At 69.9% G+C, this 21,233-nt stretch carries 23 protein-coding genes and 1 tRNA gene; 18 read left to right on the top strand and 6 right to left on the bottom strand.

Annotated features, from left to right (window positions below; genetic code table 11):
* Positions 1–2 precede the first annotated feature (2 nt).
* The 12 genes from OIU81_RS16125 (at position 3) to OIU81_RS16070 (ending at position 9,839) form a co-directional block, all read left to right on the top strand.
* Positions 3–950: a DUF2637 domain-containing protein gene (locus OIU81_RS16125; RefSeq protein ID WP_329148425.1), complete on the top strand. Its 948-nt coding sequence runs from the start codon at positions 3–5 to the stop codon at positions 948–950.
* Between the two features lie 99 nt (positions 951–1,049).
* On the top strand, positions 1,050–3,248 hold the full coding sequence (locus OIU81_RS16120; RefSeq protein ID WP_329148423.1) for a cell division protein FtsK: 2,199 nt from the start codon (positions 1,050–1,052) through the stop codon (positions 3,246–3,248).
* A gap of 145 nt (positions 3,249–3,393) precedes the next feature.
* Entirely contained in the window at positions 3,394–3,645 is a 252-nt protein-coding gene (locus OIU81_RS16115) for a hypothetical protein (protein WP_329148421.1), read from the top strand.
* A 91-nt stretch (positions 3,646–3,736) separates the two neighbouring features.
* On the top strand, positions 3,737–3,925 hold the full coding sequence (locus OIU81_RS16110) for a hypothetical protein (RefSeq protein WP_329148420.1): 189 nt from the start codon (positions 3,737–3,739) through the stop codon (positions 3,923–3,925).
* A 39-nt stretch (positions 3,926–3,964) separates the two neighbouring features.
* Positions 3,965–4,207 (top strand): hypothetical protein, encoded by a 243-nt coding sequence (locus tag OIU81_RS16105; protein WP_329148418.1) that lies wholly within the window; start codon positions 3,965–3,967, stop codon positions 4,205–4,207.
* A gap of 88 nt (positions 4,208–4,295) precedes the next feature.
* Positions 4,296–4,958 carry a hypothetical protein gene (locus OIU81_RS16100; protein ID WP_329148416.1) on the top strand — a complete coding sequence of 221 codons (663 nt, stop codon included), beginning with the start codon at positions 4,296–4,298 and terminating at the stop codon, positions 4,956–4,958.
* Complete coding sequence (locus OIU81_RS16095; protein ID WP_329148415.1) at positions 4,955–5,323, top strand: hypothetical protein; 369 nt, start codon at positions 4,955–4,957, stop codon at positions 5,321–5,323. Before OIU81_RS16100 ends, OIU81_RS16095 begins: the two co-directional genes overlap by 4 nt.
* A gap of 87 nt (positions 5,324–5,410) precedes the next feature.
* On the top strand, positions 5,411–6,307 hold the full coding sequence (locus tag OIU81_RS16090; RefSeq protein ID WP_329148414.1) for a bifunctional DNA primase/polymerase: 897 nt from the start codon (positions 5,411–5,413) through the stop codon (positions 6,305–6,307).
* Positions 6,304–6,918: a hypothetical protein gene (locus OIU81_RS16085; protein ID WP_329148412.1), complete on the top strand. Its 615-nt coding sequence runs from the start codon at positions 6,304–6,306 to the stop codon at positions 6,916–6,918. Before OIU81_RS16090 ends, OIU81_RS16085 begins: the two co-directional genes overlap by 4 nt.
* Positions 6,915–7,943 (top strand): AAA family ATPase, encoded by a 1,029-nt coding sequence (locus OIU81_RS16080; protein WP_329148410.1) that lies wholly within the window; start codon positions 6,915–6,917, stop codon positions 7,941–7,943. The genes OIU81_RS16085 and OIU81_RS16080 overlap by 4 nt, the downstream gene beginning before the upstream one ends.
* Complete coding sequence (locus OIU81_RS16075) at positions 7,940–8,302, top strand: helix-turn-helix domain-containing protein (protein WP_329148408.1); 363 nt, start codon at positions 7,940–7,942, stop codon at positions 8,300–8,302. Before OIU81_RS16080 ends, OIU81_RS16075 begins: the two co-directional genes overlap by 4 nt.
* 22 nt (positions 8,303–8,324) lie before the next feature.
* Complete coding sequence (locus OIU81_RS16070) at positions 8,325–9,839, top strand: tyrosine-type recombinase/integrase (protein WP_329148406.1); 1,515 nt, start codon at positions 8,325–8,327, stop codon at positions 9,837–9,839.
* A 230-nt stretch (positions 9,840–10,069) separates the two neighbouring features.
* Here OIU81_RS16070 and OIU81_RS16065 read toward each other — a convergent pair.
* The 3 genes from OIU81_RS16065 to OIU81_RS16055 form a co-directional block, all read right to left on the bottom strand.
* Positions 10,070–10,143: transfer RNA gene (locus OIU81_RS16065), tRNA-Pro, on the bottom strand.
* A gap of 12 nt (positions 10,144–10,155) precedes the next feature.
* Positions 10,156–10,884: an integral membrane regulator gene (locus tag OIU81_RS16060; RefSeq protein WP_329148405.1), complete on the bottom strand. Its 729-nt coding sequence runs from the start codon at positions 10,882–10,884 to the stop codon at positions 10,156–10,158.
* Between the two features lie 302 nt (positions 10,885–11,186).
* Positions 11,187–12,113, bottom strand: a complete 927-nt coding sequence (locus OIU81_RS16055) for a metallophosphoesterase (RefSeq protein WP_329148403.1) — start codon at positions 12,111–12,113, stop codon at positions 11,187–11,189.
* Positions 12,114–12,246: 133 nt separating this feature from the next.
* Here OIU81_RS16055 and OIU81_RS16050 point away from each other — a divergent pair, with 133 nt between their 5' ends.
* Positions 12,247–12,711, top strand: a complete 465-nt coding sequence (locus OIU81_RS16050) for a GatB/YqeY domain-containing protein (protein WP_329148401.1) — start codon at positions 12,247–12,249, stop codon at positions 12,709–12,711.
* 115 nt (positions 12,712–12,826) lie between these two features.
* Here OIU81_RS16050 and OIU81_RS16045 read toward each other — a convergent pair whose 3' ends face one another.
* Positions 12,827–15,022, bottom strand: coding sequence for a transglycosylase domain-containing protein (locus tag OIU81_RS16045; RefSeq protein WP_329148399.1), 2,196 nt, complete (start codon positions 15,020–15,022; stop codon positions 12,827–12,829).
* A 382-nt stretch (positions 15,023–15,404) separates the two neighbouring features.
* Here OIU81_RS16045 and OIU81_RS16040 point away from each other — a divergent pair, with 382 nt between their 5' ends.
* On the top strand, positions 15,405–15,746 hold the full coding sequence (locus tag OIU81_RS16040; protein ID WP_006604173.1) for a WhiB family transcriptional regulator: 342 nt from the start codon (positions 15,405–15,407) through the stop codon (positions 15,744–15,746).
* A gap of 260 nt (positions 15,747–16,006) precedes the next feature.
* On the opposite strand, the gene OIU81_RS16035 is transcribed toward OIU81_RS16040, so the two are convergent.
* Together OIU81_RS16035 and OIU81_RS16030 are read right to left on the bottom strand one after the other, a co-directional pair.
* Positions 16,007–17,365 (bottom strand): ArsA family ATPase, encoded by a 1,359-nt coding sequence (locus OIU81_RS16035; protein ID WP_329148396.1) that lies wholly within the window; start codon positions 17,363–17,365, stop codon positions 16,007–16,009.
* Positions 17,362–18,417 carry an ArsA-related P-loop ATPase gene (locus tag OIU81_RS16030; RefSeq protein ID WP_329148394.1) on the bottom strand — a complete coding sequence of 352 codons (1,056 nt, stop codon included), beginning with the start codon at positions 18,415–18,417 and terminating at the stop codon, positions 17,362–17,364. Before OIU81_RS16030 ends, OIU81_RS16035 begins: the two co-directional genes overlap by 4 nt.
* Positions 18,418–18,625: 208 nt before the next feature.
* On the opposite strand from OIU81_RS16030, the gene OIU81_RS16025 reads away from it, so the two are divergent.
* From OIU81_RS16025 to OIU81_RS16010, 4 genes are all read left to right on the top strand, one after another.
* A complete protein-coding gene (locus OIU81_RS16025) occupies positions 18,626–18,787 on the top strand; it encodes a DUF4177 domain-containing protein (RefSeq protein ID WP_003975360.1) in 162 nt (53 codons plus the stop codon).
* Complete coding sequence (locus OIU81_RS16020; protein WP_329148391.1) at positions 18,784–19,248, top strand: RidA family protein; 465 nt, start codon at positions 18,784–18,786, stop codon at positions 19,246–19,248. Before OIU81_RS16025 ends, OIU81_RS16020 begins: the two co-directional genes overlap by 4 nt.
* Before the next feature lie 124 nt (positions 19,249–19,372).
* A complete protein-coding gene (locus tag OIU81_RS16015) occupies positions 19,373–20,362 on the top strand; it encodes an NUDIX hydrolase (RefSeq protein WP_329148389.1) in 990 nt (329 codons plus the stop codon).
* Positions 20,359–21,195, top strand: coding sequence for an MBL fold metallo-hydrolase (locus tag OIU81_RS16010; protein WP_329148387.1), 837 nt, complete (start codon positions 20,359–20,361; stop codon positions 21,193–21,195). The genes OIU81_RS16015 and OIU81_RS16010 overlap by 4 nt, the downstream gene beginning before the upstream one ends.
* The last annotated feature ends 38 nt before the right edge of the window (positions 21,196–21,233 follow it).

Raw genomic sequence — 21,233 nt, 5'->3', positions numbered from 1 at the left:
GCGTGACGACAGCGCAGACCGTCGAAGCGCACCCATTGAGCCAAAGCGAGAGACTGCTGCTCTGGGGTGTGATCCTCGCGGGAGCGGGGGTGGGAGCTCTCGGGCTCGCGTCCTCGTACAACTCCGTCGGCAGAGCCGCCTCGTCATGGGGGTTCTCGGAGCCGTGGATGCTTCCGATCGGAATCGACATCGCGATCCCTGTTTTCACGGCGGCCCGGCTACTGCTGATCCGGCTCGGCATGCCGCTTGCGTGGGTGCACTTCGCTCCGTGGGCGCTGACTCTCGTCACGTGCTGGCTGAACGTCGCTGCCGGCGACTCCGTCTCCGCGAAGATCGCGCATGGGTCCATGCCGCTGATCTGGGTGGGGCTGAGCGAGATCGCCGCGCATGTCTACGCGGTACGGATCGGCGTCGCGACCGGGAAGCGCATGGAGCGCATCCGGCGGTCCCGGTGGTTCATCGCTCCCTGGACGACGACGATGCTGTGGCGACGCATGGTCCTGTGGGAGCTGACCGACTATCGCAAGGCCCTGAGCCTGGAGAAGGATCGACTCCTCCTCCGTGCCGAGTTCCGTCAGGCCTACGGGTCGGGCTGGCGCTGGAAGGCGCCGCGCCGGGATCTCGTACTCCTCAAATTGGGTGCGTTGACGCCCGGCGGGATGGCCCCGCCCGACGAGAAGGACGAGCAAGAGTCGGGCGATGAGCTGGGGCCCCGGCAGGAAACGCCCAGGCGCCGCCGCCCCGCACGCCAGGACAGGAACAACCCGCGCATGACGTGGGAGCAGGCGCTCGACAAAGCCCGTTTGGAGACGGCCGGTTGGCCGTACGGGCGTCTGGACGCCGAGCCGATCCGCAAGGCCATCGGATGCAGTCAGGAGCGCTCCCGACAGCTTCGGGACGTCCTCCGGACGGAGCGCGAGCCAGAGGAAACCGCCAGCTTGGGCGCTTGATCCGGACCGGCTCGCTCGCTTTCAGCACAGGGCCCGCCCGCTGCTTTGGCGGGTAGGGGCGGGCCCTGGCCATACCTCCCGTACAGGAAGGAAGTGCCAGTGAATCACGAGGACAACGACGGCTCGGAGCGCGAGCTTTTCGCGCATCTGGAGAAGGAGATGAAGGACGCCGCCTCCGGCGGGTCCGCGTTCGACTTCATCAACCGTTGGTCAGGGAAGCCGGACTCCGGCACAGAGCCCGACCCTGAGCCGACCGAGGCCGACCCGAGCAAGGTCGTGAACGTCGACCGCGCTGGCGGTCCGTCGGGCCCGACCCTGATGGACCGGGTGAGTGGCGCGAAGCGTCGGCCAGTCATCCCCAAGTGGACGCGCTCGGTTGATGAGTTCAAGCAGGCGGGTCAGGGAGTCCTGAAGTACGCGTGGCACATCGCCTCATATCACGCGATCCGCACGCCGTGGTACGCGACGAGGCTCATGCTGCAGTCTCCGCTCGGCGCCGCCCGCTTCGTGGGCGAGAGTCTGCGGTGGATGAAGGACGCGGAGGGCGACGTCTTCCGCAAGGAGGCGGCCGCACACGCGGACATCGACCGCTATCTGAAGCTCTCCCGGCAGCGTGACCGGCGCGTCCGCTGGCGGACGGCCGTCGGGGTCGCCGCCTCGATCATGGGCGTGACCACCGTGCTTGCCGTGTACGTCCTGGCCCCGGACTGGCTCCTCGCCACGGTCGGCGTCTCAGCGGCGCTCGCCCTCGGCTGGCTCGGCCAGCCTGCGGATGCTCCGGTTGTCCACAGGTCTGTGGAGATCCCCAAGGCCACGAAGCTCACCAGTGACATCGTGCTCCGTGCGCTGGGATCGCTCGGCATCCCGGCCATCAATCAGGCGCAGTCCCGGGGCGAGGACGGCTTCAACTTCACCTCGCCGATCACGCGGGACGGCCCCGGCTGGCTGGCCGAAGGCGACCTTCCGTACGGCGTGACGGTGACGGACGTGGCCGACCGTCGGGAGAAGCTCGCGTCGGGCCTGCGCCGGCCGCTCGGCTGTGTCTGGCCTGAGTCGGTGCCCGACGAGCACACCGGCCGACTCCGGCTCTGGGTCGGCGATCAGGACATGTCGCAGACGACCACTGCGAAGTGGCCGCTCGCCACGTCGGGCGGCGTGGACCTCTTCAAGCCCGTCAAGTGGGGGACTGACCAGCGGGGACGCTGGGTCGGCATCACCCTGATGTTCATCGCGGGCATCATCGGCGCCATCCCGCGCATGGGCAAGACATTCCTCCTGCGCCTCCTTCTCCTGATCGCGGCACTCGACGTCCGAGCCGAGATCCACACGTACGACCTGAAGGGGACCGGCGATCTCGACAGCGTCGGCGATCGAGTGGCCTACCGGCACCGGGCTGGCGAGGAGATTGAGGACATCGAGTACGCCATTGCAGACATGCGCGAGCTGCAGGGCGAGCTTCGCCGCCGCGCGAAAGTGATCCGCTCGTTGCCGCGCGACCTCTGCCCGGAATCGAAGGTGACCACGGAGCTCGCCTCCCGGAGGTCGCTCGGCCTGCACCCGATCGCCATCGGCGTCGACGAGTGTCAGATCTGGTTCGAGCACTCCAAATACGGTGCGGAGTTCAAGGAAATCTGCACCGACCTGGTCAAGCGCGGACCGGCGACCGGCATCGTCCTTCTCCTGGCCACGCAGCGCCCCGACAAGGACTCCATTCCGACCGCGATCAGCGCCAACGCCTCGGCCCGGTGGTGCCTCAAAGTCATGGGCCAGATCGAGAACGACATGGTGCTCGGCACCGGCTCCTACAAGCGTGGCGTCCGCGCCAACATGTTCGCCTGGGGCGACAAGGGCATCTGCTACTTCCTTGGCGAGGGAGCCGACGCCCGCATCGTCCGCTCGGCCTTCATCGACGCCGTGGAAGCGGACCGCATCGCCCTCCGCGCGCGTGGTCTGCGCGAGCGCGCCGGTACCCTCGCCGGCCACGCGCTCGGCGAGCTGCCGGACGTCGAGCCGGTCCACGCGAGCGACGTCCTCAGCGACGTCCTGGCCGTCGTTCCCGCTGAGGAGCCGAAGGTCTGGTCCGAGACACTCCTTGGCCGGCTCGCTGAGCTCCGCCCCGAGATCTACGGGGAATGGACGCTCGAACAGCTCGCCGCCGGGCTCAAGCCGCACGGTATCCGTACCGGCCAGGTCTGGGGTACGGCCGAGGACGGCAAGGGCGTCAACCGGCGTGGCATCAAGCGCGCCGATCTCCTCAAGGCGGTCGCAGAACGTGACGGAAGCGCCGAAGCCGCGTAGTAGATCCGCCCGCTAGACCTAGCGGCCGCCCCCGCTAGGTCTAGCACCCCTGCTAGCTCCACGCGCGGCTTCTGACCTGCGAACTAGTTCCTAGCGCCATCTCTCCAGCACTTCCCGAATCCTGCCCTGAGGGGGGTTTTCCACGATGCACGCATTCTCGTACCTGCCCGGCCTTCTCTTCATCACGCTCTGTTACGCGGCTGTCTGTGCGGCAAGCCCGTTCGGCTCCTGCCGCAAGTGCAAGGGGTGGGGTTCGAAGGTCAAGGTCAGCCGCTTCTCCGGCCGTCTCAAGCGGGGAAGGTCCTGCCGTCGCTGCGACGGCTACGGGTACCGCCTGCGCATAGGCCGGCGCGCCTACAACGCCTTCTCCCGCCTGCGCCGTGAAGGCACCCGCTGATGCGCGCGCTCCTTCGGCTCGTCCTGCTCGGCGCCGCGCTAGCGCTGCTGCTCACCTCCTATCCCACCCGATGACCACGAATGGAGACCCAGTGGTTCTCTCCGTTTCGCTCCTTCTCCTCTTCGGCCTCTTCCTCGCCGTGCTGATCAAGTTCAAGGCGGTCGGGCCCGGCTCTGCCTTCGTCGGCGTGATGTTCGGCTACTACCTCGCCGCCAGCCCGGCCAGCCCCGCCATCGACGAACTCATGGCGTCGCTCGGCCACTTCCTCGGCAGCTTTTGACCCTCAGCTCCGCCCGACACCGACCTCAGGGGAACTCACATGACTCACACGAACTCCTCGGCCCCGCCCCGCATATCGCTCATGGCCTCCGGCGAGCTCCGCGACGCACTGACCGCGATCGAGGAAGGCAAGGGCCCTGCCGCCATCGCCGCCTTGATGGCCATCGACACCGAGTCCTGGCACGCCATCGAGCACCGGCTTGCCGGTGTGATCGGCAGCGACCTGCGTGAACTCCTTTTCGCTGCCGCTGAGCCTCCCGCCAGCAAGCCGAAGTTGGTCTGACGCTTCCCTGTGCTGCCCGTCCGGCACCGGTTGGAGGGGCCGCGCAGAGGGACGGACAGCCCGGCCCCGTTCACCCGTGGAGGACTTCATGCCCAAGCCCGCGCTCGCGTGGTTCCTCAGTCTGTCCGACAGCGTCCACGCGCTTGGCGCTGCTGCTCGTGAGTACCGCATGGCACACCAGGCTGCGCAGTCCAGCGCCTGGTCCTACGACCTGGCGCGCCTCTGCCCTCAAGCCGGCGCAATGAGCGTCGCTGGCCGCGACTACATCCGCCCGCACGATGACTCGGTCATGAGGGTCAAGGCCCTCCACGACCGTGTAGAGACCGAGGCCAAGAACCTGTACGAGAACGCCTCCCTGGCCTACGCGTACGGCACGGCCGCCGCCGTGAACGCCGTGCTCAGGGGGAAGCAGCCCACACATGTCGAACTCGGCCGCCGGGACGGCATGTACGAGATCCGAGCTGGCCTGCTGCCCGACTTCCAAGGCGCGCTCGACCAGTACATCGGCGGCCCGAACCTCGTCACTCTCCGAGAGATCGTCACCGAGCATCAGCGGGCCGACCTCGCTGTCCGAGACTTCGCCTTCTACGAGGACCTGTCGGACTACAAGAGCACGGAACTGACCGACGCCTCCGAATACGCCGCCGGTCTGGCTGCCGCCGCGTACCAGTACGGCGAAGCGGTCGAGCGCGCCCTCCACTACGTACTCATCGGCGCCAAGACGCCCCGCACCACTGAGGAAGCCAGTTGATCGCTGATCCGCACCGCCCTCTGCCCGACGACGCCTACGCCAGCGCTCCGACCATCTGCCAGGAGCTCTGCCTGATCGCGGAGGCCACTGACTCGCGTCCGTCCGACGTCAGCAAGGACCGCGAGTTCCGGCTTCGCAAGGCCGCGCTCCTGGACCGCGTCGCGCTGCGGGAACTCGCTCATGGCGATGCCCGCGCCGCGGCCGACGCCGACGAGGCCGCGACGGTCGCTGCCGAGTGGCTCATCGAGTACGACATCCGGCACCGCGGCTTGAGCCGCAAGGGGCAGGACCTGGTCCTCTCCGAGGACTACCGGAACTACGTCCGTACCGAGTACCTGGCCTGGATTCGCTCACAGGCCGCATGAATGTGCCCGGAGCAGCGGCCGACGGGTCAACGAAGCCCGCTGCTCCGGTCCTCCCATCCCAACCAGGAATCAGGAGGTGTCCTCAGGATGCCCTACAACTCCCCTGGCTCGCTGCGTCACGCCGCACTCGCTGCGGCCGAGCGCGGCTGGCGCATCTTCCCCCTCGTCCCGGGTGCCAAGCGCCCGGCCGTCCGCTCGTGGGAACAGCGCGCCACGACCGACACGGACCGTATCGCCCGCTGCTGGACTTCGGGCGCGTACAACATCGGCATCGCGACGGGCCCGTCACGGCTCGTTGTCGTCGACCTGGACGTGCCTAAGCACGACCAGGACGTGCCGCCCGCTGGCACGCCGGCGACCGTGACGAGCGGCGCTGACGCCCTGGCCGAGCTCGCCGAGCAGCACGGCCAGCCGTGGCCCGGCGACACGTACACCATCCGCACGGCCAGCGGCGGCACCCACCTCTACTTCGAGACCCCGGAGAGCATGAGCCTGCGGAACACTGCTGGGACCCTCGGCTGGAAGATCGACACGCGCGCGGGCGGCGGCTACGTAGTCGGCACCGGCAGCATGGTTGCCGACACCGCGTACACGCTCGCAAGCAATGCCGATGTGGCCCCGCTTCCCGAGTGGTTGAAGAAGCTCCTCGCACCGGCCCCGCTGCCGCCTCAGCGTCCCGTCCGCGTGCCGTTGATTGCGGAAGGCCGTCGGGGCGCGTATTTGACCTTCGTCGTCAACGCCGAGCGTGAGCGGGTCACGGGCGCCCCCGAGGGGCACCGCAACAACGCCCTCTACGAAGCCTCGATCGCCCTCGGGCAGCTCGTCGCGGGCGGTGAGCTCTGCACGGCCTTCGTCACTGAGCACCTGACCCAGGCTGCGCTCCTCGTCGGCCTCGGCGAGATCGAGGCCCGTCGCACCATCGCCTCCGGCTTCCGCGCCGGTGCCAAGCGCCCGCGGACGTTCGAGCAGGGGAGTGCGGCATGAATCTCGACATCCAGGAGACGTACTTCGGCTGGGCCGAACTGCAGCACACGCAGGGCTGCGCTCGCCCGGCATGGACCGCCGAGGTGCGCGAGGGCAGCGCCTATCGCGCGTCGTACGGGAGCGCGACCGTCCGGCACGAGTGCGTCAACGAAGACTGCGACCACGGCAGCTCCTACTCGCGTACGACGGTGCGCCTGATCTGTGCTTCGTGCCATGCGGCCCACCTGGTCTGCGGCGAGACCCGCAGCATGCACCACACAACGACGAGGACGACCGGCATCGGCGAGATTCCTCGCCGAAAGGCCGGCCTGTACGTCTGGCCCGGTGAGCCCTGGTTCGACGAGGAGCCGCATCAGTGGCTCGTGACGCTGGACAAGCCGCACCGGATCGCGCCCACGGACGCTGTCGGGGAGATCCACCAGGTGCGCGGCGCACGCGGTGGCACGCAGTACGCCGCGTGCGCGGTGCCCGGCATGGATGGCCAGTACGGCAGTGCCTACGGTCGTGACCGCATTCGGTGGAGCCGTGCGGAGGAAGGACTCCGCTCTCTCGCCGCTGCAGCGAAGTGGATCGCGGCACAGCACAACGACGTCGAGGACGGCACGGCGTGACCCAGAACGACCACTACGGCACGAACGCTCCGTTCCAGGTACAGCCGACCGGACCGGAACCTCACCCTCTCCAGCCCGCACAGCAGCGCATCCGCACGGCGTGGACTGCGGACGAACTGATGAGCATGGAGTTCCCGGAGCCCAAGTGGGCCGTCCCCGGGCTCCTCTCCGAGGGTGTCAACCTCCTGGCCGGTCCGCCGAAGGTAGGCAAGTCCTGGCTCTCCCTCGGTCTGGCCCTCTCGGTCGCGGCTGGCGGACAGGCCATGGACAGCGTCCCGGTAGAGGGCGGGCCGGTCCTGTACCTCGCCCTTGAGGACACTCCGCGCCGGCTGCAGACCCGCATGCGGAAGGTCCTCGGGGGCGACCGGGCACCTTCCACGCTCACCCTGGCGACGTCGTGTCCGCCGCTGCCGCAGGGCGGGGCCGAGCAGATCGCCCAGTGGTGCGCACGGAACCCGGAGGCCCGGATGATCGTGATCGACGTCTTCGCGAAGATGCGCGGGACGTCGGCACCGGGCTCCTCGGCGTACGACGCCGACTACGCGGCCGTCGGCCACGCGAAGAGGATCGCGGACTATTACGGAATCGCGATGGTCCTGGTCCACCACGTCCGCAAGGCCGGCTCGGACGACTTCCTCGCCGAGGTCTCCGGCACGAACGGCCTCGCCGGCGCCGCGGACGCGACGCTCGTCCTCAAGCGCTCGCGCGGCCAGGCGGACGGCGTCCTGCACGTCACCGGCCGCGATGTCGACGAGGCCGAGTATGCGCTCCGCTTCTACGCGGAAGCGGGTACGTGGCAGCTCCTCGAAGGCCCCGCCGCCGACCACACGATCAGCGACAGTCGCGCGACGATCCTGCGGTACGTCCGCGAGAACCCCGGAGCCGCACCGAAGCAGATCGCCGAGGGGACCGGGCTCGTGTCTGACCTCGTACGGCAGACCTGCTCGCGCATGGCGAAGGATGTCCAGCTCATCCGCAAGGACGGCGGGTACGTCGTACCGAGCGAGAACGGGGGACAGGGATGACGAGTCACACCAGTCACAGTGTCACCGCAGTCACTGTCACGGACGGCCCGCCGCTGCCGCACCTGTACCGGCCGGCGGAGGTTGCTGAGGCTCTCGGTGTCTCCGAGTGGTGGGTGAAGGAGCAGGCCCGAAAGGGCCGCATTCCCTTCACCCGCCTCGGCGGCGGCTACCGCTTCACCGCCGATCACTACGCCGAGATCATCAGCGTCTTCGAAGAGCGCCCGCGCCGCGCTTCTGCACCTGCTCCTGAACCAGTTCCCGCTCAGGTCCCGCGTCGTCTGAAGGCGAGCCTCGCAGGGGCCACCCGACTGAGGTCCAAGAGTCCTCGCCGTGCCAAGCCCGCCTTCGCAGCGGCCTGAACCGAGAGCAGGGAGAAGAGAGTTGGGCTTCGGAGAGAAGCGGGGCACTTGGTATCGCGGGCGGTACTGGATTGGACCGGGTGTCCTTCGGACCGTGCAGGATGCCGACGGCAGGACAGTGCGCTTCACGACCAAGCGGGAAGCCGCAAAGGCAGCGAACGACCTCGAAGCGAAGGTCAGGGAAGGGAAGTGGAGGGACCCTAACACCGGGAAGGAGACCTTCGGCGAGTACGTGAACCGCTGGTATGAGGCGCAGGAACTCGCAGCCTCCACCATGCAGAACTACAAGCGACACATCGAGGAGCACCTTCTCCCGGCATTCGAGGAGAAGACGATCTCGGACATAGATCGCGCGGACATCGCGAACTGGGAGAGGAAGGAGCGCGAACTCTCCTACGCCGCATCGAGCATCAAGACGTGGCGGGGGACGCTCCACACGATCCTTGCCGATGCGGTCGAGGAAGGGCTCCGCGACGAGAACCCAGCGACGAAACGTAGGGGACGTGGAAAGCGGGCGGGAAGATCGCGCAACCGCGCTCCGGAGAAGGCGGTGACGGATGCCCTCGGCATCCTGCTCATCTCCGAGCGAGCCGCCCTCCTGGCGGGGCGGGACGACGAGTTCGTGGCGATGGTCCTCAAGGGCTACACCGGCATGCGCTGGGGCGAGATCGTGGGCCTGGAGAAGAGGTTCGTGCGAGCCCAGACGCTCCGGATCGAGTGGCAGCTCTACGAGCTCGACTCCGGGGAGTTGCACCGATGCCCGCCCAAGGAGGACTCGTATCGGGACATCGACGTGATGCCGTGGCTGCTCGATCTGGTTGCTGGGCACATCACCCGCAGCAAGCCGCAGCCGTGTCCCTGCCACGGGCTCACGTACGTTTTCCGTGGCCTGCGTGAGTCCAACCACTCCGTGCGCCAGACCGGGCCCAAGCTCGTAGACGTGGCCCGTCTGGCGGGAGTGTCTACGGGCACGGTGTCCAACGTGCTCAACCGGCCGGCGACGGTCGCGGAAGAGACCCGGGTCAAGGTCGTCACGGCGATGTCGGAGCTCGGCTACGTCCGAAGCGGTCCCGCCGGCGCTCCCGCACCGCATTGGAGGCGCAATGGGTTCGCCACGTGGCTGTTCCAACCTGCCTCTACGGGGTGGTACCCGAAGAAGGCGCCGCAAGAAGCGCATTCGGTACCGGTGAGTGCAGGCCCGTGGCCGGGGCTCCCCGTCCGCGGCAGGAACGCATCCGGACGGGCCGAGGCGTGCTGGCTCCCAATCGCCAAGGGCCTTACGCCACACGGCCTCCGGCACACCCACAAGACCGTCATGGAGGACCTGGGGACGCCACCGAAGCTCATGGACGAGCGCCTCGGGCACGAGGACGGTTCCGTTCAGGCCCGGTACACACACATCACGGCAGGGATGCGTCGGCGCCTTCTGGAGGCGCTCACCGAACAGTGGGAGGAGGCGCTCGATGCGAGGCTTGCTCTGAATCCGCGGTCGGCGGTCGGGGCGCTCGATGAGTTGCTGAGGAAGCGTCTGCAGTAGGCGCGACAAAGGGCCGTTCTCCCTCGGGAGGACGGCCCCTTTTTTTGCGTTGTGCGGCCGAGGCTGAGCTGACTCGGCGCAGAGGCCACGTGGGCCGCTCACTCCCCGCCTCACTCCCGGGAGTGGGATTTCCATGATCCACTCCCCGCTCACTCCCAGATGCGACCCGGGAAGTAAGTCAGGTCCGGTTTCCCTAAACGGAAACCGGACCTGACTTGGTGTTCCTTCAGTCGGGGTGGCGGGATTTGAACCCACGACCTCTTCGTCCCGAACGAAGCGCGCTGCCAAGCTGCGCTACACCCCGAAGCAACGAGCTCTACTTTAGCGGACCGATCCCCTTAGGTGAAATCCGGTTCCCGCGGAGCCGGGGAGCGGGCCTGACCTGGTCGATCCCGATGACGATCAAGGGGAGGAGGCAGCCGGCCAGTCCGATGGTGAGCGCGAGGGCGGCGCCGGGCGGCGGGGCTCCGGCGGTGGCGGGGAAGGCGAGGGCGAAGGCGAGGTAGAGCAGGGGGTAGGCCGGCCATTGCCAGGCGCAGGCCGCGCGGAAGCCGCGGGGCGCCGTCAGCAGGAGCCAGTCGGCGAGGGCGGCCAAAGGGATGACGGCGTAGAGGAGCTGGTGCGCGAGGGCTTGGGGGACGGTGGGGGCGGTGGCGTGCGGCAGGGCGAAGGCCGTGGAGTCGGCGGCGGGGAAGGCGTAGTGGAGGACGGCGGGGAGGAAGAGGAAGGGGAGCAGCGCGCCGGTGAGACGCGGGCTCACCGCGCGGCGGCCGGTCCAGGCGCGGTGGGCCGAGCCGGCGAAGACCAGAGCGGCGGCGAGGTGTGCCTGCACGGGAAAGCGGGCGAGGAGCGCGGCCGGGGCGGTGGCGCCGGCGGCCGCGAGGAACGGGCCGGTCAGGGCGGCCACGCTGAGGAGGACACGGAAGGCGGCCGCCCGGGGGCGGCGGATCCTGGGGGCGACGGCCGCCGCCGGGGTACGGGCGGCGGCGCCGGCGGGGCCGGTGGCGTGACGCGTGGACTGCGAGGTCCGGGTGGGGTCGGACATTCCTCCACGTTACGGCGATGATCAGCGAGCGGGGGAGCCCCCGTCCGGCAAAACTCCGGTCCGGGGGAGCCCGTGGCAGGCCCTTCGCCCTCCGGAGGAAGGGCCGGAACGAGCAGGGGCGTGGATTCCCGGGCCCCGGACGGCGTCAGCGCCCCGGCGGACCGCGTCAGCGCCCCGACCGCCTCAGTCCCCCGACCGTGTCAGCCCGTACGGCGTCACTTGCCCGCGCCGCTCGCGTTCACCGACCGCCCACGCCGCTCTGACCTTGGCCGATCCCGGCGTCGTCCTACCTCCCCCGGCCCTCAGGCCCGCTCCGTCAGCGTCAGCAGGGTGGCCTCCGGGGGGCAGGCGAAGCGGACCGGGGTGTAGCGGTTGGTGCCGCAGCCGGCGGAGACGTGGAGGTAGGAGGTGTGGCCGCCGGCGGTGTGGGTGGATAGGCCCTTCACCCGGTCGGTGTCGATGTCGCAATTGGTGACAAGGGCCCCGTAGAAGGGGATGCAGAGCTGGCCGCCGTGGGTGTGGCCGGCCAGGACCAGCGGGTAGCCGTCCGCGGTGAAGGCGTCCAGGGAGCGCAGATAGGGGGCGTGGACGACGGCCAGGGAGAGGTCGGCGCCGGATTCCGGGCCGCCGGCGACCTCGGCGTAGTGGTCACGCTTGATGTGCGGGTCGTCCAGGCCGGTCAGGGCGATCTCGATGCCCTCCAGCTTGAGGCGGCCGCGGGAATTGGACAGGCCGACCCAGCCGGCCGCGTCGAACGCGTCGCGCAGGTCCTCCCACGGGTTGTGGACCGCCCCCACGACGGGCGCGTTGCCGTTGAGACCGTGCCGCCCCCTGACCCGCTCGACCAGATAGCGCGCGGGGTTGCGCAGCTTGGGGCCGTAGTAGTCGTTGGAGCCGAAGACGTAGGCGCCGGGGAACTCCATCAGCGGGCCCAGCGCGTCCAGCGTCTCGGGGACGCCTTCCGTGTCGGAGAGGTTGTCGCCCGTGTTGACGACGAAGTCGGGGCGCAGCCCGGCGAGCGACTGCAGCCAGCGCTGCTTCTTGCGCTGTCCGCTGACCATGTGGATGTCGGAGACCTGCAGGACGCGCAACGGCCGCATGCCACGGGGCAGTACGGGCACGGTCACGCGCCGCAGGCGGAAGGAGCGGACTTCGAAGCCGGCGGCGTAGGTCAGGCCGGCTGCGCCGACTGCGGTCAGGGCCAGGGGTACTCCGTATCGCGCGCGCATGGTTCCATCGTCGCAGAGTGACGGGGGTGGGCGCAGCGCACGGGCGGGGAGGGGTCCGCCGGGTGGGGGTAGGGCGGTCGCCCGGCGGGAAAAGGCGCGGCGGTTGTCGGTGGGTGGGGGCATACTCGACGGCATGACCACGCTCAAGTCCAAGTTGCGGGATGACCTCACCGTCGCGATCAAGGCGCGCGATGAGCTGCGGTCCTCCACCCTCCGCCTCACGCTGACCGCGATCCAGAAGGAGGAGGTCGCGGGCACCGTCGCACGCGAGCTGTCCGACGACGAGGTCGAGAAGATCATCGCGCGGGAGGCGAAGAAGCGCCGGGAGGCCGCGGACGCCTTTTCCCAGGCCGGCCGCGCCGAGCAGGCCGAGCGGGAGCGCGCCGAGGGCGAGGTGCTCGCGGAGTATCTGCCCCAGCAGCTGACCGACGACGAGCTGGAGCGGCTGGTCGCGGCCGCCGTGGCGGAGGCCAAGGGCGGCGGCGCCGAGGGGCCGCGGGCGATGGGTGCCGTCATGAAGATCGTCAACCCCCAGGTGGCCGGCCGCGCCGAGGGTGGCCGGGTGGCCGCGGTGGTGAAGAAGCTGCTGGCCGGCTGAGCGGCCGCGGCGGTTCCGCCGGAAAGCCGAGGGGCGCCCCCGTGGTGGGGGCGCCCCTCGCTGCGTGCCGTACGCCAACCGGCGTCGGCGCCTGTCCTACGGGCCAACCGGCCGTCTACCAGCCGCCGTTACCGCCGCCCAGAATGTCCGGGAAGCCGGGGATGTGCCAGCCGCCGCCCGGCTTCTTGCCGTGGCCGCCCTGGCCGGGCTTGTGCTTGCCGGGGCCCTTGTCGCCGTCGTCGCCCTGGCTCTTGTCCTTGACGGGATCGTCGATCGGGACGGTGGGCAGGGCGGGCGCCGGCCGGCCGTCCAGGGCGCCGGTCATCGCGTCCCGCCAGATGGGGCCGGGGGTGTCGGCGCCGTAGACCTTGTCGTGGGGGACGCCGCCGATGGTGATGTCGTACATCTTGCGCTTGTGCTGCGGGTCGCCGACCCAGACCGCACCGGCCGCGTTCGGGGTGTAGCCGACGAACCAGGCGGCGTAGCGGCTGTCGCTGGTGCCGGTCTTGCCGGCGCTGTCCCGGCCGTGGAGACCGGCCTCCTTGCCGGTGCCGTCCTCGACCACGCCCTTGAGCAGGGTGTTTATCGTGTCCGCGGTCTTCTTGGACATCGCGCTGCGGCAGCTGGTCTGCGGGACCTTCATCGCCCGGCCCCGCGCATCGGTGATCGACTCGATGGCGACGGGGGAGCAGTACTCACCGCCGTTGGCGAAGGCGGCGTAGCCGGCGGCCATGGTCAGCGGGGACATCTCCTGCACACCGAGGGTCATCGACGGCACCTGCTGGAGCGGCTTGCCGTCCGCCCGCTCGATGCCCATCTTCTGCGCCATCTTCACCGCGGGGCAGATGCCCATGTCGCTGATCAGCTGCACGAAGTAGGTGTTGACCGACTTCGCGGTCGCCTCCTTCATGCCGTACGGGCCGACCTCTTCCTTGTTCTCGTTCTGCGTGGTGTCGGTGCCCTGCCACTCGCCGTCGCAGGTCTGGACCGGGCTCGGGTACGGCATCCGGTACGGCGAGGGGTACTCCTGCTCGGGGCTGGTCCCCTGCTCCAGCGCGGCCGCCGCGATCACCGGCTTGAAGGTCGAGCCGGGCTGGTAGCCGGCGCCCCCGCCCATGCGGTGATCGACCGAGAGGTTGATCACGGTCTGGTGTGCACCGAAGCCGTAGGGGCGCGACTGGCCCATGCCGAGGATCTTGCCGGTGCCCGGCTCGACGATGCTGGCGGCACCGGCGACCGGGTCGTCGTCGTAGACGTGCTCGCCGAGCGAGGCCTGGATCGACTTCTGGGTCTGGGGATCGAGGGTGGTGCGGATGGTCATGCCGCCCTCGTTCCAGCGCTGCGCACGGATCTTCCGGGTCTTCCCGAAGGACTTGTCGCCGAGGAAGGTCTTGCGGATGTAGTCGCAGAAGAAGCCGGCGCCGTCGGTGGCGGTGATGCAGCCGTTCTTGGGGCGGCTGACCGCCAGCTTGATCGGCTTCTTGGCGGCCGCGTCGGCCTGCGCCTGGGTGATGTCCTTGAGGTCGGCCATCCGCTGCAGGACGGTGTTCCGCCGCCGGGTGGCCTCCTGCGGGTCGTTGAGCGGGTCATAGCGGCTGGGCGACTGGACGAGGCCGGCCAGCAGCGCCGACTCCTGCAGATTCAGGTCCTTGGCGTGCTTGCTGAAGTAACGCTGGGCGGCCGCCTCGACGCCGTAGGCCTGCTGCCCGAAGAACGTGATGTTGAGGTAGTTCTGCAGGATCTTGCGCTTGCCGAGCTCTTTCTCGACCTGGATCGCGTACTTGAGCTCTTTGATCTTGCGGCCGATGGTCTGCTGGGTGGCCTGCGCGACCTTGTCCGGGTCGTCGCCCGCCTCCTCGATGAAGACGTTCTTCACATACTGCTGGGTCAGCGTCGAGGCGCCCTGGGAGACACCGCCCGACTGGGCGTTCTTGTTGACCGCCCGCAGGATGCCCTTCAGGTCGATGGCACCGTGCTGGTAGAAGCGCGCGTCCTCGATCGCCACGATCGCCTTCTGGATGTACGGCGACATGTCCTTGATGCCGACGACCGTGCGGTCACGGGAGTAGACCTTGGCGATTTCACCGCCGTCGGCGTCCAGAATCCTGGTCCGCTGGCTGAGCGGTGGGGTCTTGAGGTTCGCCGGGATGCCGTCGAAGCCCTCGACGGTTCCCTTGGCGGTGAGGCCGAGCGCCCCGGCCGCCGGGAGCGCGAGACCGGCGAGTACCGCTCCGGCCAGGACGCTGACACCGAGGAACTTGGCGGCCTGCTGCGTCTTGGACAGACCTCCGCCATCGCGCTTCTTAGGCATGAGGGCACCCTACGTTCTCAATCCGCCGGACAGGGGTGCACCTGTTCGTTTAGCCTGTTCTCGGCTGCCCAGCTGAACGGTTACGCGTGAGTTCGTCAACCCCCACTCCTCGCGGACCGCATCTCCACGTGTCCCCGTATGACGGTAAATCTCCCGTGTCAGGGCGGTGAACTGTCCCGCCTTGGGCGCAAAGTGAGGTATGCCCTGCGGTCACTCCGTTGGGTGATCTGCCGCATACGCATAGTCCGTTCGGGCCATTCAAGATTGGGCCCGAAGGGGGTGTTGCGCCCTGCCTGCCTTCCGTAACGTCCTCAACTGGCAACGGTGAATATGCCGCTTGCCGCCGTGGGGGAGCCTCGATTCGGGAGAGGACGGCGCCAGCATGAGCTGGGTAACCGACTGGAGTGCACAGGCAGCCTGCCGCACTACCGATCCGGATGAACTGTTCGTTCAGGGAGCGGCGCAGAACCGCGCCAAGGCGGTGTGCACCGGATGCCCGGTGCGCACGGAGTGCCTGGCCGACGCCCTGGACAACCGGGTGGAGTTCGGAGTGTGGGGCGGGATGACCGAACGCGAGCGGAGGGCGCTGCTGCGTCGCCGCCCGACCGTGACGTCATGGCGCCGGCTGCTGGAGACAGCGCGTACGGAGTACGAGCGCAGCACGGGCATCCTGTCCGTGGACTGTGAGGACGAGATGTTCGACGAGTTCGCCGCGGTCGGGTAGCGGCGCCGGCCGGGAAACCGGGAAACCGGGAGCACCGGGAGAACGGGGAGAGCCGGTTGAACTTGGCCGAGAACGTTCGGCTGATGGCTCGGTCCGGTCGTTGGGCCCGGTGGTGGGCGAGCGGTTGAAGGGGTGGGTGGCTGAGCCGGCGTACGTACGGCTCAGTCGTCGGCGTCGTTGAGCCCTCGATGTCGTTGAGGCAGCGGCGTTGAGTCGTCGCTGTCGTTCAGTCGTCGGCGCCGTTCAGTCGTCGGCGCCGTTCAGTCATCGGTGTCCGTGAGGTTCAGCGCCAGACGGTCGCCGATGGCACGCAGTCCCGCGAGGTCATGGACGTCGCCGGGCAGCGCGGCGACCTCCGTCACCGGAACCTCGGGATGCAGCGCGGTGAAGCGGTCCCGCGTGCGCCGTTCGCGTGCGAGTACCTGCATGCGTTCCGCGTGCAGTCGGAGCAGCCCGGCGGCCAGTTGCGCTGCCGAGGCCGAGGTGGGTGTCACATGCTCCGCCGCGGCGGGGGAGGGGCCGCCGGCGGTACGTGGTCCAGCCTTCCCGCCGTCGAGATCCACAATGCCCTCGGCTTCAAGATTATTTTCTGCGTGGGCGGCGGACGGTGTGGGGGTGTCCCCGGCGTCCGCGCCATCCGCATGGGTGTCCTCGGCCCGCTGGTCCGTCAGTGCCTCCGCGGCGGCCAGTGCGCGCTCGGCGCTGAGTTGGGACGCGCCGCTGCCGTGCACGCGGTTCAGCACCAGGCCGGCCAGCGGCATCTGCTCTGCGGCCAGCCGCTCGACGAAGTACGCCGCCTCGCGCAGCGCGTCCCGCTCCGGCGCGGCGACCACGAGGAACGCGGTGCCGGGAGCCTGCAGCAGCCGGTACGTCGCGTCCGCGCGGGTGCGAAAGCCGCCGAACATGGTGTCCATGGCGGCCACGAACGTCTGTACATCCCGCAGGAGTTGGCCGCCCATGAGCTTGCTGAGGGTGCCGGTCATCATCGACATGCCGACGTTGAGGAACTTCATGCCGGCCCGGCCGCCGACCTTCGCCGGGGCCATCAGCACCCGGATGAACTTGCCGTCCAGGAAGGAGCCGAGGCGCTTGGGAGCGTCCAGGAAGTCCAGCGCGGAGCGGCTCGGCGGGGTGTCGACGATGATCAGATCCCACTCGTCGTTCGCGCGGAGCTGGCCGAGCTTCTCCATGGCCATGTACTCCTGCGTGCCCGCGAAACCGGCCGACAGGGACTGGTAGAAGGGGTTCTCCAGGATCGCGCGGGACCGGTCGGCGTCCGCATGGCCCTCGACGATCTCGTCGAAGGTGCGCTTCATGTCCAGCATCATCGCGTGGAGTTCGCCGCCCGTGGACTCGTCGACGCCCTTGACCTGGCGCGGGACGTTGTCCAGCTCGGAGATGCCCATGGACTGGGCCAGCCGCCGGGCCGGGTCGATGGTCAGCACGACGACCCTGCGGCCGCGCTCGGCGGCGCGCACGCCCAGCGCCGCGGCGGTCGTCGTCTTGCCGACACCGCCCGAGCCGCAGCACACCACGATGCGGGTGTGCGGGTCGTCGATCAGGGCATCGACCTCGAGCCGCGGGGCCGAGGCGTCCAGCGTCGTGGTGTCCGCGGTCATATGGGCCCCTGTTTCCGCAGGTCTCTCGCCAGGTGGTAGAGCCCGGCGAGGTCCACTCCCTCGGGGAGCAGCTCCAACTCGTAGGTGGGCAGGCCGATTGCGGTCAGTTCGGCGTACTCGGCGCGCTCCAGCTCCACCCGCTCGGCGTGTTCGCGCGCCTGCTCCAGCAGGGGGTCGATCAGCCGGTCCGCCAGCCCGCCGCGGCGGGCGCCGCCCAGACCGGCCTGGGAGAGTGCCTTGGCGACGCCCGCACGGGCGCCGCGGGCGGCGATGTCGAGGTCGCCGTTGTCCAGCAGCGCCGGGCGGGTCATGTTGATGACGATGCCGCCCACGGGGATGCCGGCGGCGCGCAGCTCCGCGACGCCGTCCGCGGTCTCCTGGACCGGCATCTCCTCCAGGAGCGTCACCAGATGCACCGCGGTCTCCGGTGATTTGAGGACGCGCATCACGGCCTGCGCCTGATTGTGGATCGGCCCGATCTTCGCCAGGCCGGCCACCTCGTCGTTGACGTTCAGGAAGCGGGTGATGCGGCCGGTCGGCGGGGCGTCCATCACCACGGCGTCGTAGACGAACCTGCCGTTCTTGTCCTTGCGGCGGACGGCCTCGCACGCCTTGCCGGTCAGCAGGACGTCCCGCAGGCCCGGCGCGATGGTCGTGGCGAAGTCGATCGCGCCGAGCTTCTTCAGCGCCCGGCCCGCGCTGCCGAGCTTGTAGAACATCTGGAGGTAGTCCAGAAGGGCGCGTTCGGCATCGATGGCGAGGGCGTGGACCTCGCCGCCCGCGCGTCTGCCGCCGCCCCGGGGTGCCTCGCCACCGGACCCGGTCCCGGCGGCGACCCGGAGCGCCGCGCCGTCCGACGCCGGAGCCACCGCGATCTTGCGTTCCTCGTAGGGAAGCGCTTCTGTTTCGAACAGCTGGGCAATGCCCTGCCGGCCCTCGACCTCGACCAGGAGGGTACGGCGTCCCTCGGTGGCCAGGGCGAGGGCGAGGGCGGCGGCGACCGTGGTCTTGCCGGTGCCGCCCTTGCCGCTGACGACATGGAGCCTGCTCACGCCAAGGAGCCTAACCAGTCTGCGTCCCGACTACGCCCGGGATGGCGCCTGGGACACCCCGGAGATCCGGCCGCGGTGCGTCGGGGACGGGTCAGGGATGTGCCGTAGGGGTCGGGTGACGGGCTCGCGGACACCGCGTGGGACGGGCGGGGACGGGCCGCGGCACACGGCGTCCACCGCCGCCGTGGACAGGTATTACGCTCGCCCCATGACCAAGTGGGAATACGCAACCGTGCCGCTCCTCGTGCACGCGACGAAGCAGATTCTGGACACCTGGGGCGAGGACGGCTGGGAGCTGGTCCAGGTCGTTCCGGGCCCCAACAACCCCGAGCAGCTGGTGGCCTACCTGAAGCGGGAGAAGCAGGCGTGAGCGCGGTGGAGGAGAAGATCGCGGCGCTCGGTCTGACGCTGCCGCAGGTCGTGCCCCCGCTGGCCGCCTACCAGCCCGCCGTGCGCTCCGGCGCCTATGTGCACACCTCCGGCCAGCTGCCGATGGTCGACGGCGCGCTGCCGGCCACCGGCAAGGTCGGCGCCGAGGTCGGCGCGGAGCAGGCCAAGGAACTCGCCGCGACCTGTGCGCTCAACGCGCTGGCCGCCGTGAAGTCCGTCGTCGGCGACCTCGACAAGATCCAGCGCGTGGTCAAGGTCGTCGGTTTCGTCGCCTCCGCGCCGGACTTCACCGGTCAGCCGGGCGTGCTCAACGGCGCCAGCGAGCTGCTGGGCGAGATCCTCGGCGACAAGGGCGTGCACGCCCGGTCCGCGGTGGGCGTGGCGGTGCTGCCGCTCGACTCGCCCGTCGAGGTCGAGATCCAGGTGGAGATCGCCGAATAGTCCCGTCATGGGGGCGGTGACGTCCGCCCCGTGTGCCGTGCCCCGGAGGGCCCCGCGTCAGCAGGGGCCCTCCGGCGCGAAAGTGGCCCTCGAACATCCGCGCGCGAGCGCATAGCATCCGGCCATGGCGTCCACGACCAACGGCCAGTGGTACCCGCCGGAGTGGCCGGACCGCATCCGGGCACTCGCGAACGGCGAGCTGACCCCTGCCGAGCCCCGCAGGGCCGCGACCGTTCTGCTGCTGCGGGACTCCGCCGCCGGCGGCCCCGCCGTCCACATGCTGCGCAGACGCACCTCCATGGCCTTCGCCGGGGGCGCGTACGCCTATCCGGGCGGGTCCGTCGATCCGCGGGACGCACGCCCGGTGGCCTGGGCCGGTCCCTCGCGCGCCCAGTGGGCGGTCCGTATGGGCGTCGATCCGGCCACCGCACAGACCATCGTCTGCGCCGCGGTCCGCGAGACGTTCGAGGAGACGGGCGTGCTGCTCGCCGGCGCCTCGGCCGACACGGTCGTCGCCGACACCAGGGGCGAGGACTGGGAGGCGGACCGCGCCGCCCTCATCGCCCACGAGCTGTCCTTCGCCGACTTCCTGGGCCGCCGCGGACTGGTCCTGCGCTCCGACCTGCTGGGCGCCTGGGCCCGCTGGATCACCCCGGAGTTCGAGCCGCGGCGCTACGACACCTGGTTCTTCGTCGCGGAGCTCCCCGAGGGCCAGCGGACCCTCCCCCAAGGACCGGAGGCAAGCCCCCAGACCTCACGCCCTTCGACACCGAGCGCCTCCACCGAGGCGGATCTCGCGGTCTGGATCCGGCCACAGGAGGCGGCCGACGGCTACGACCGCGGCGAGCTGCTGATGATGCCGCCGACCATCGCGACGCTGCGCGGGCTCCAGCCGTACGCCACCGCCGCCGACGCGCTGGCAGCCGCCAAGGCCCAGGACCTGACGCCGGTGCTGGCGCGGGCCCGGATCGTGGGCGACGAGATCGAGCTGAGCTGGCCGGGGCACGACGAATTCACCAAGCACATCACGCAGACGGACACGGGATCCGGTGCTCTTGGGGGCCCCGACGGCCCCTCGGACCGCCCCGGCCCTTCGGGAGGGACCCCCGCATGACCGAACCGACCGCTCTTCCCGGCCGGCCGCGTGGCGGGGCCCTCTCCGGGCAGGCCACCGCGCGCGCCCACTGTGTGCTGGCCCCGAACCCCTCGCCGATGACGCTGGACGGCACCAACACCTGGATCGTCGCCGAACCGGACTCCGACCTCGCCGTCGTCATCGACCCCGGGCCGCTCGACGAGGGCCACCTCCAGGCCGTCATCGACACCGCCGAGCAGGCCGGCAAGCGCATCGCACTGACCCTGCTGACCCACGGTCACCCGGACCACGCCGACGGCGCCGCCCGCTTCGCCGAGCTGACCCGTTCGGCCGTGCGGGCGCTCGACCCGACGCTGCGCCTGGGCGGGGAGGGGCTCGACGCGGGCGATGTCATCACCACCGGAGGCTTGGAGCTGCGGGTGGTGCCCACCCCGGGCCACACCGCGGACTCGCTCTCCTTCCACCTCCCGGCCGATCGCGCGGTCCTCACCGGCGACACGGTCCTGGGGCGCGGCACCACGATGGTCGCCCACCCCGACGGACGGCTGGGCGACTATCTCGACTCGCTGCGCCGGCTGCGCGCGCTCACCGTCGACGACGGGGTGGCGACGGTCCTGCCGGGCCACGGACCGGTGCTGAACGACGCCCAGGGGGCCGTGGAGTTCTATCTGGCGCACCGCGCGCACCGGCTCGCCCAGGTGGAGACCGCCGTCGAGGCCGGCCACCACACGCCCGGGGAGATCGTCGCGAGCGTGTACGCCGATGTCGACCGCTCCCTGTGGCCGGCCGCAGAGCTGTCGGTCCGGGCACAGCTGGACTACCTGGGCGAACACGGACTGATCGACGGCTGACGCCCCGGTCGGCGGCAGCCCCCCGGCGGCGAGGCGCC

The organism is Streptomyces sp. NBC_01454, assembly GCF_036227565.1.
In the GTDB taxonomy this organism is placed as follows: domain Bacteria; phylum Actinomycetota; class Actinomycetes; order Streptomycetales; family Streptomycetaceae; genus Streptomyces.
The sequence above is the reverse complement of the archived record's forward strand: the minus strand, read 5'-3'. Positions and strand labels throughout refer to the sequence as shown.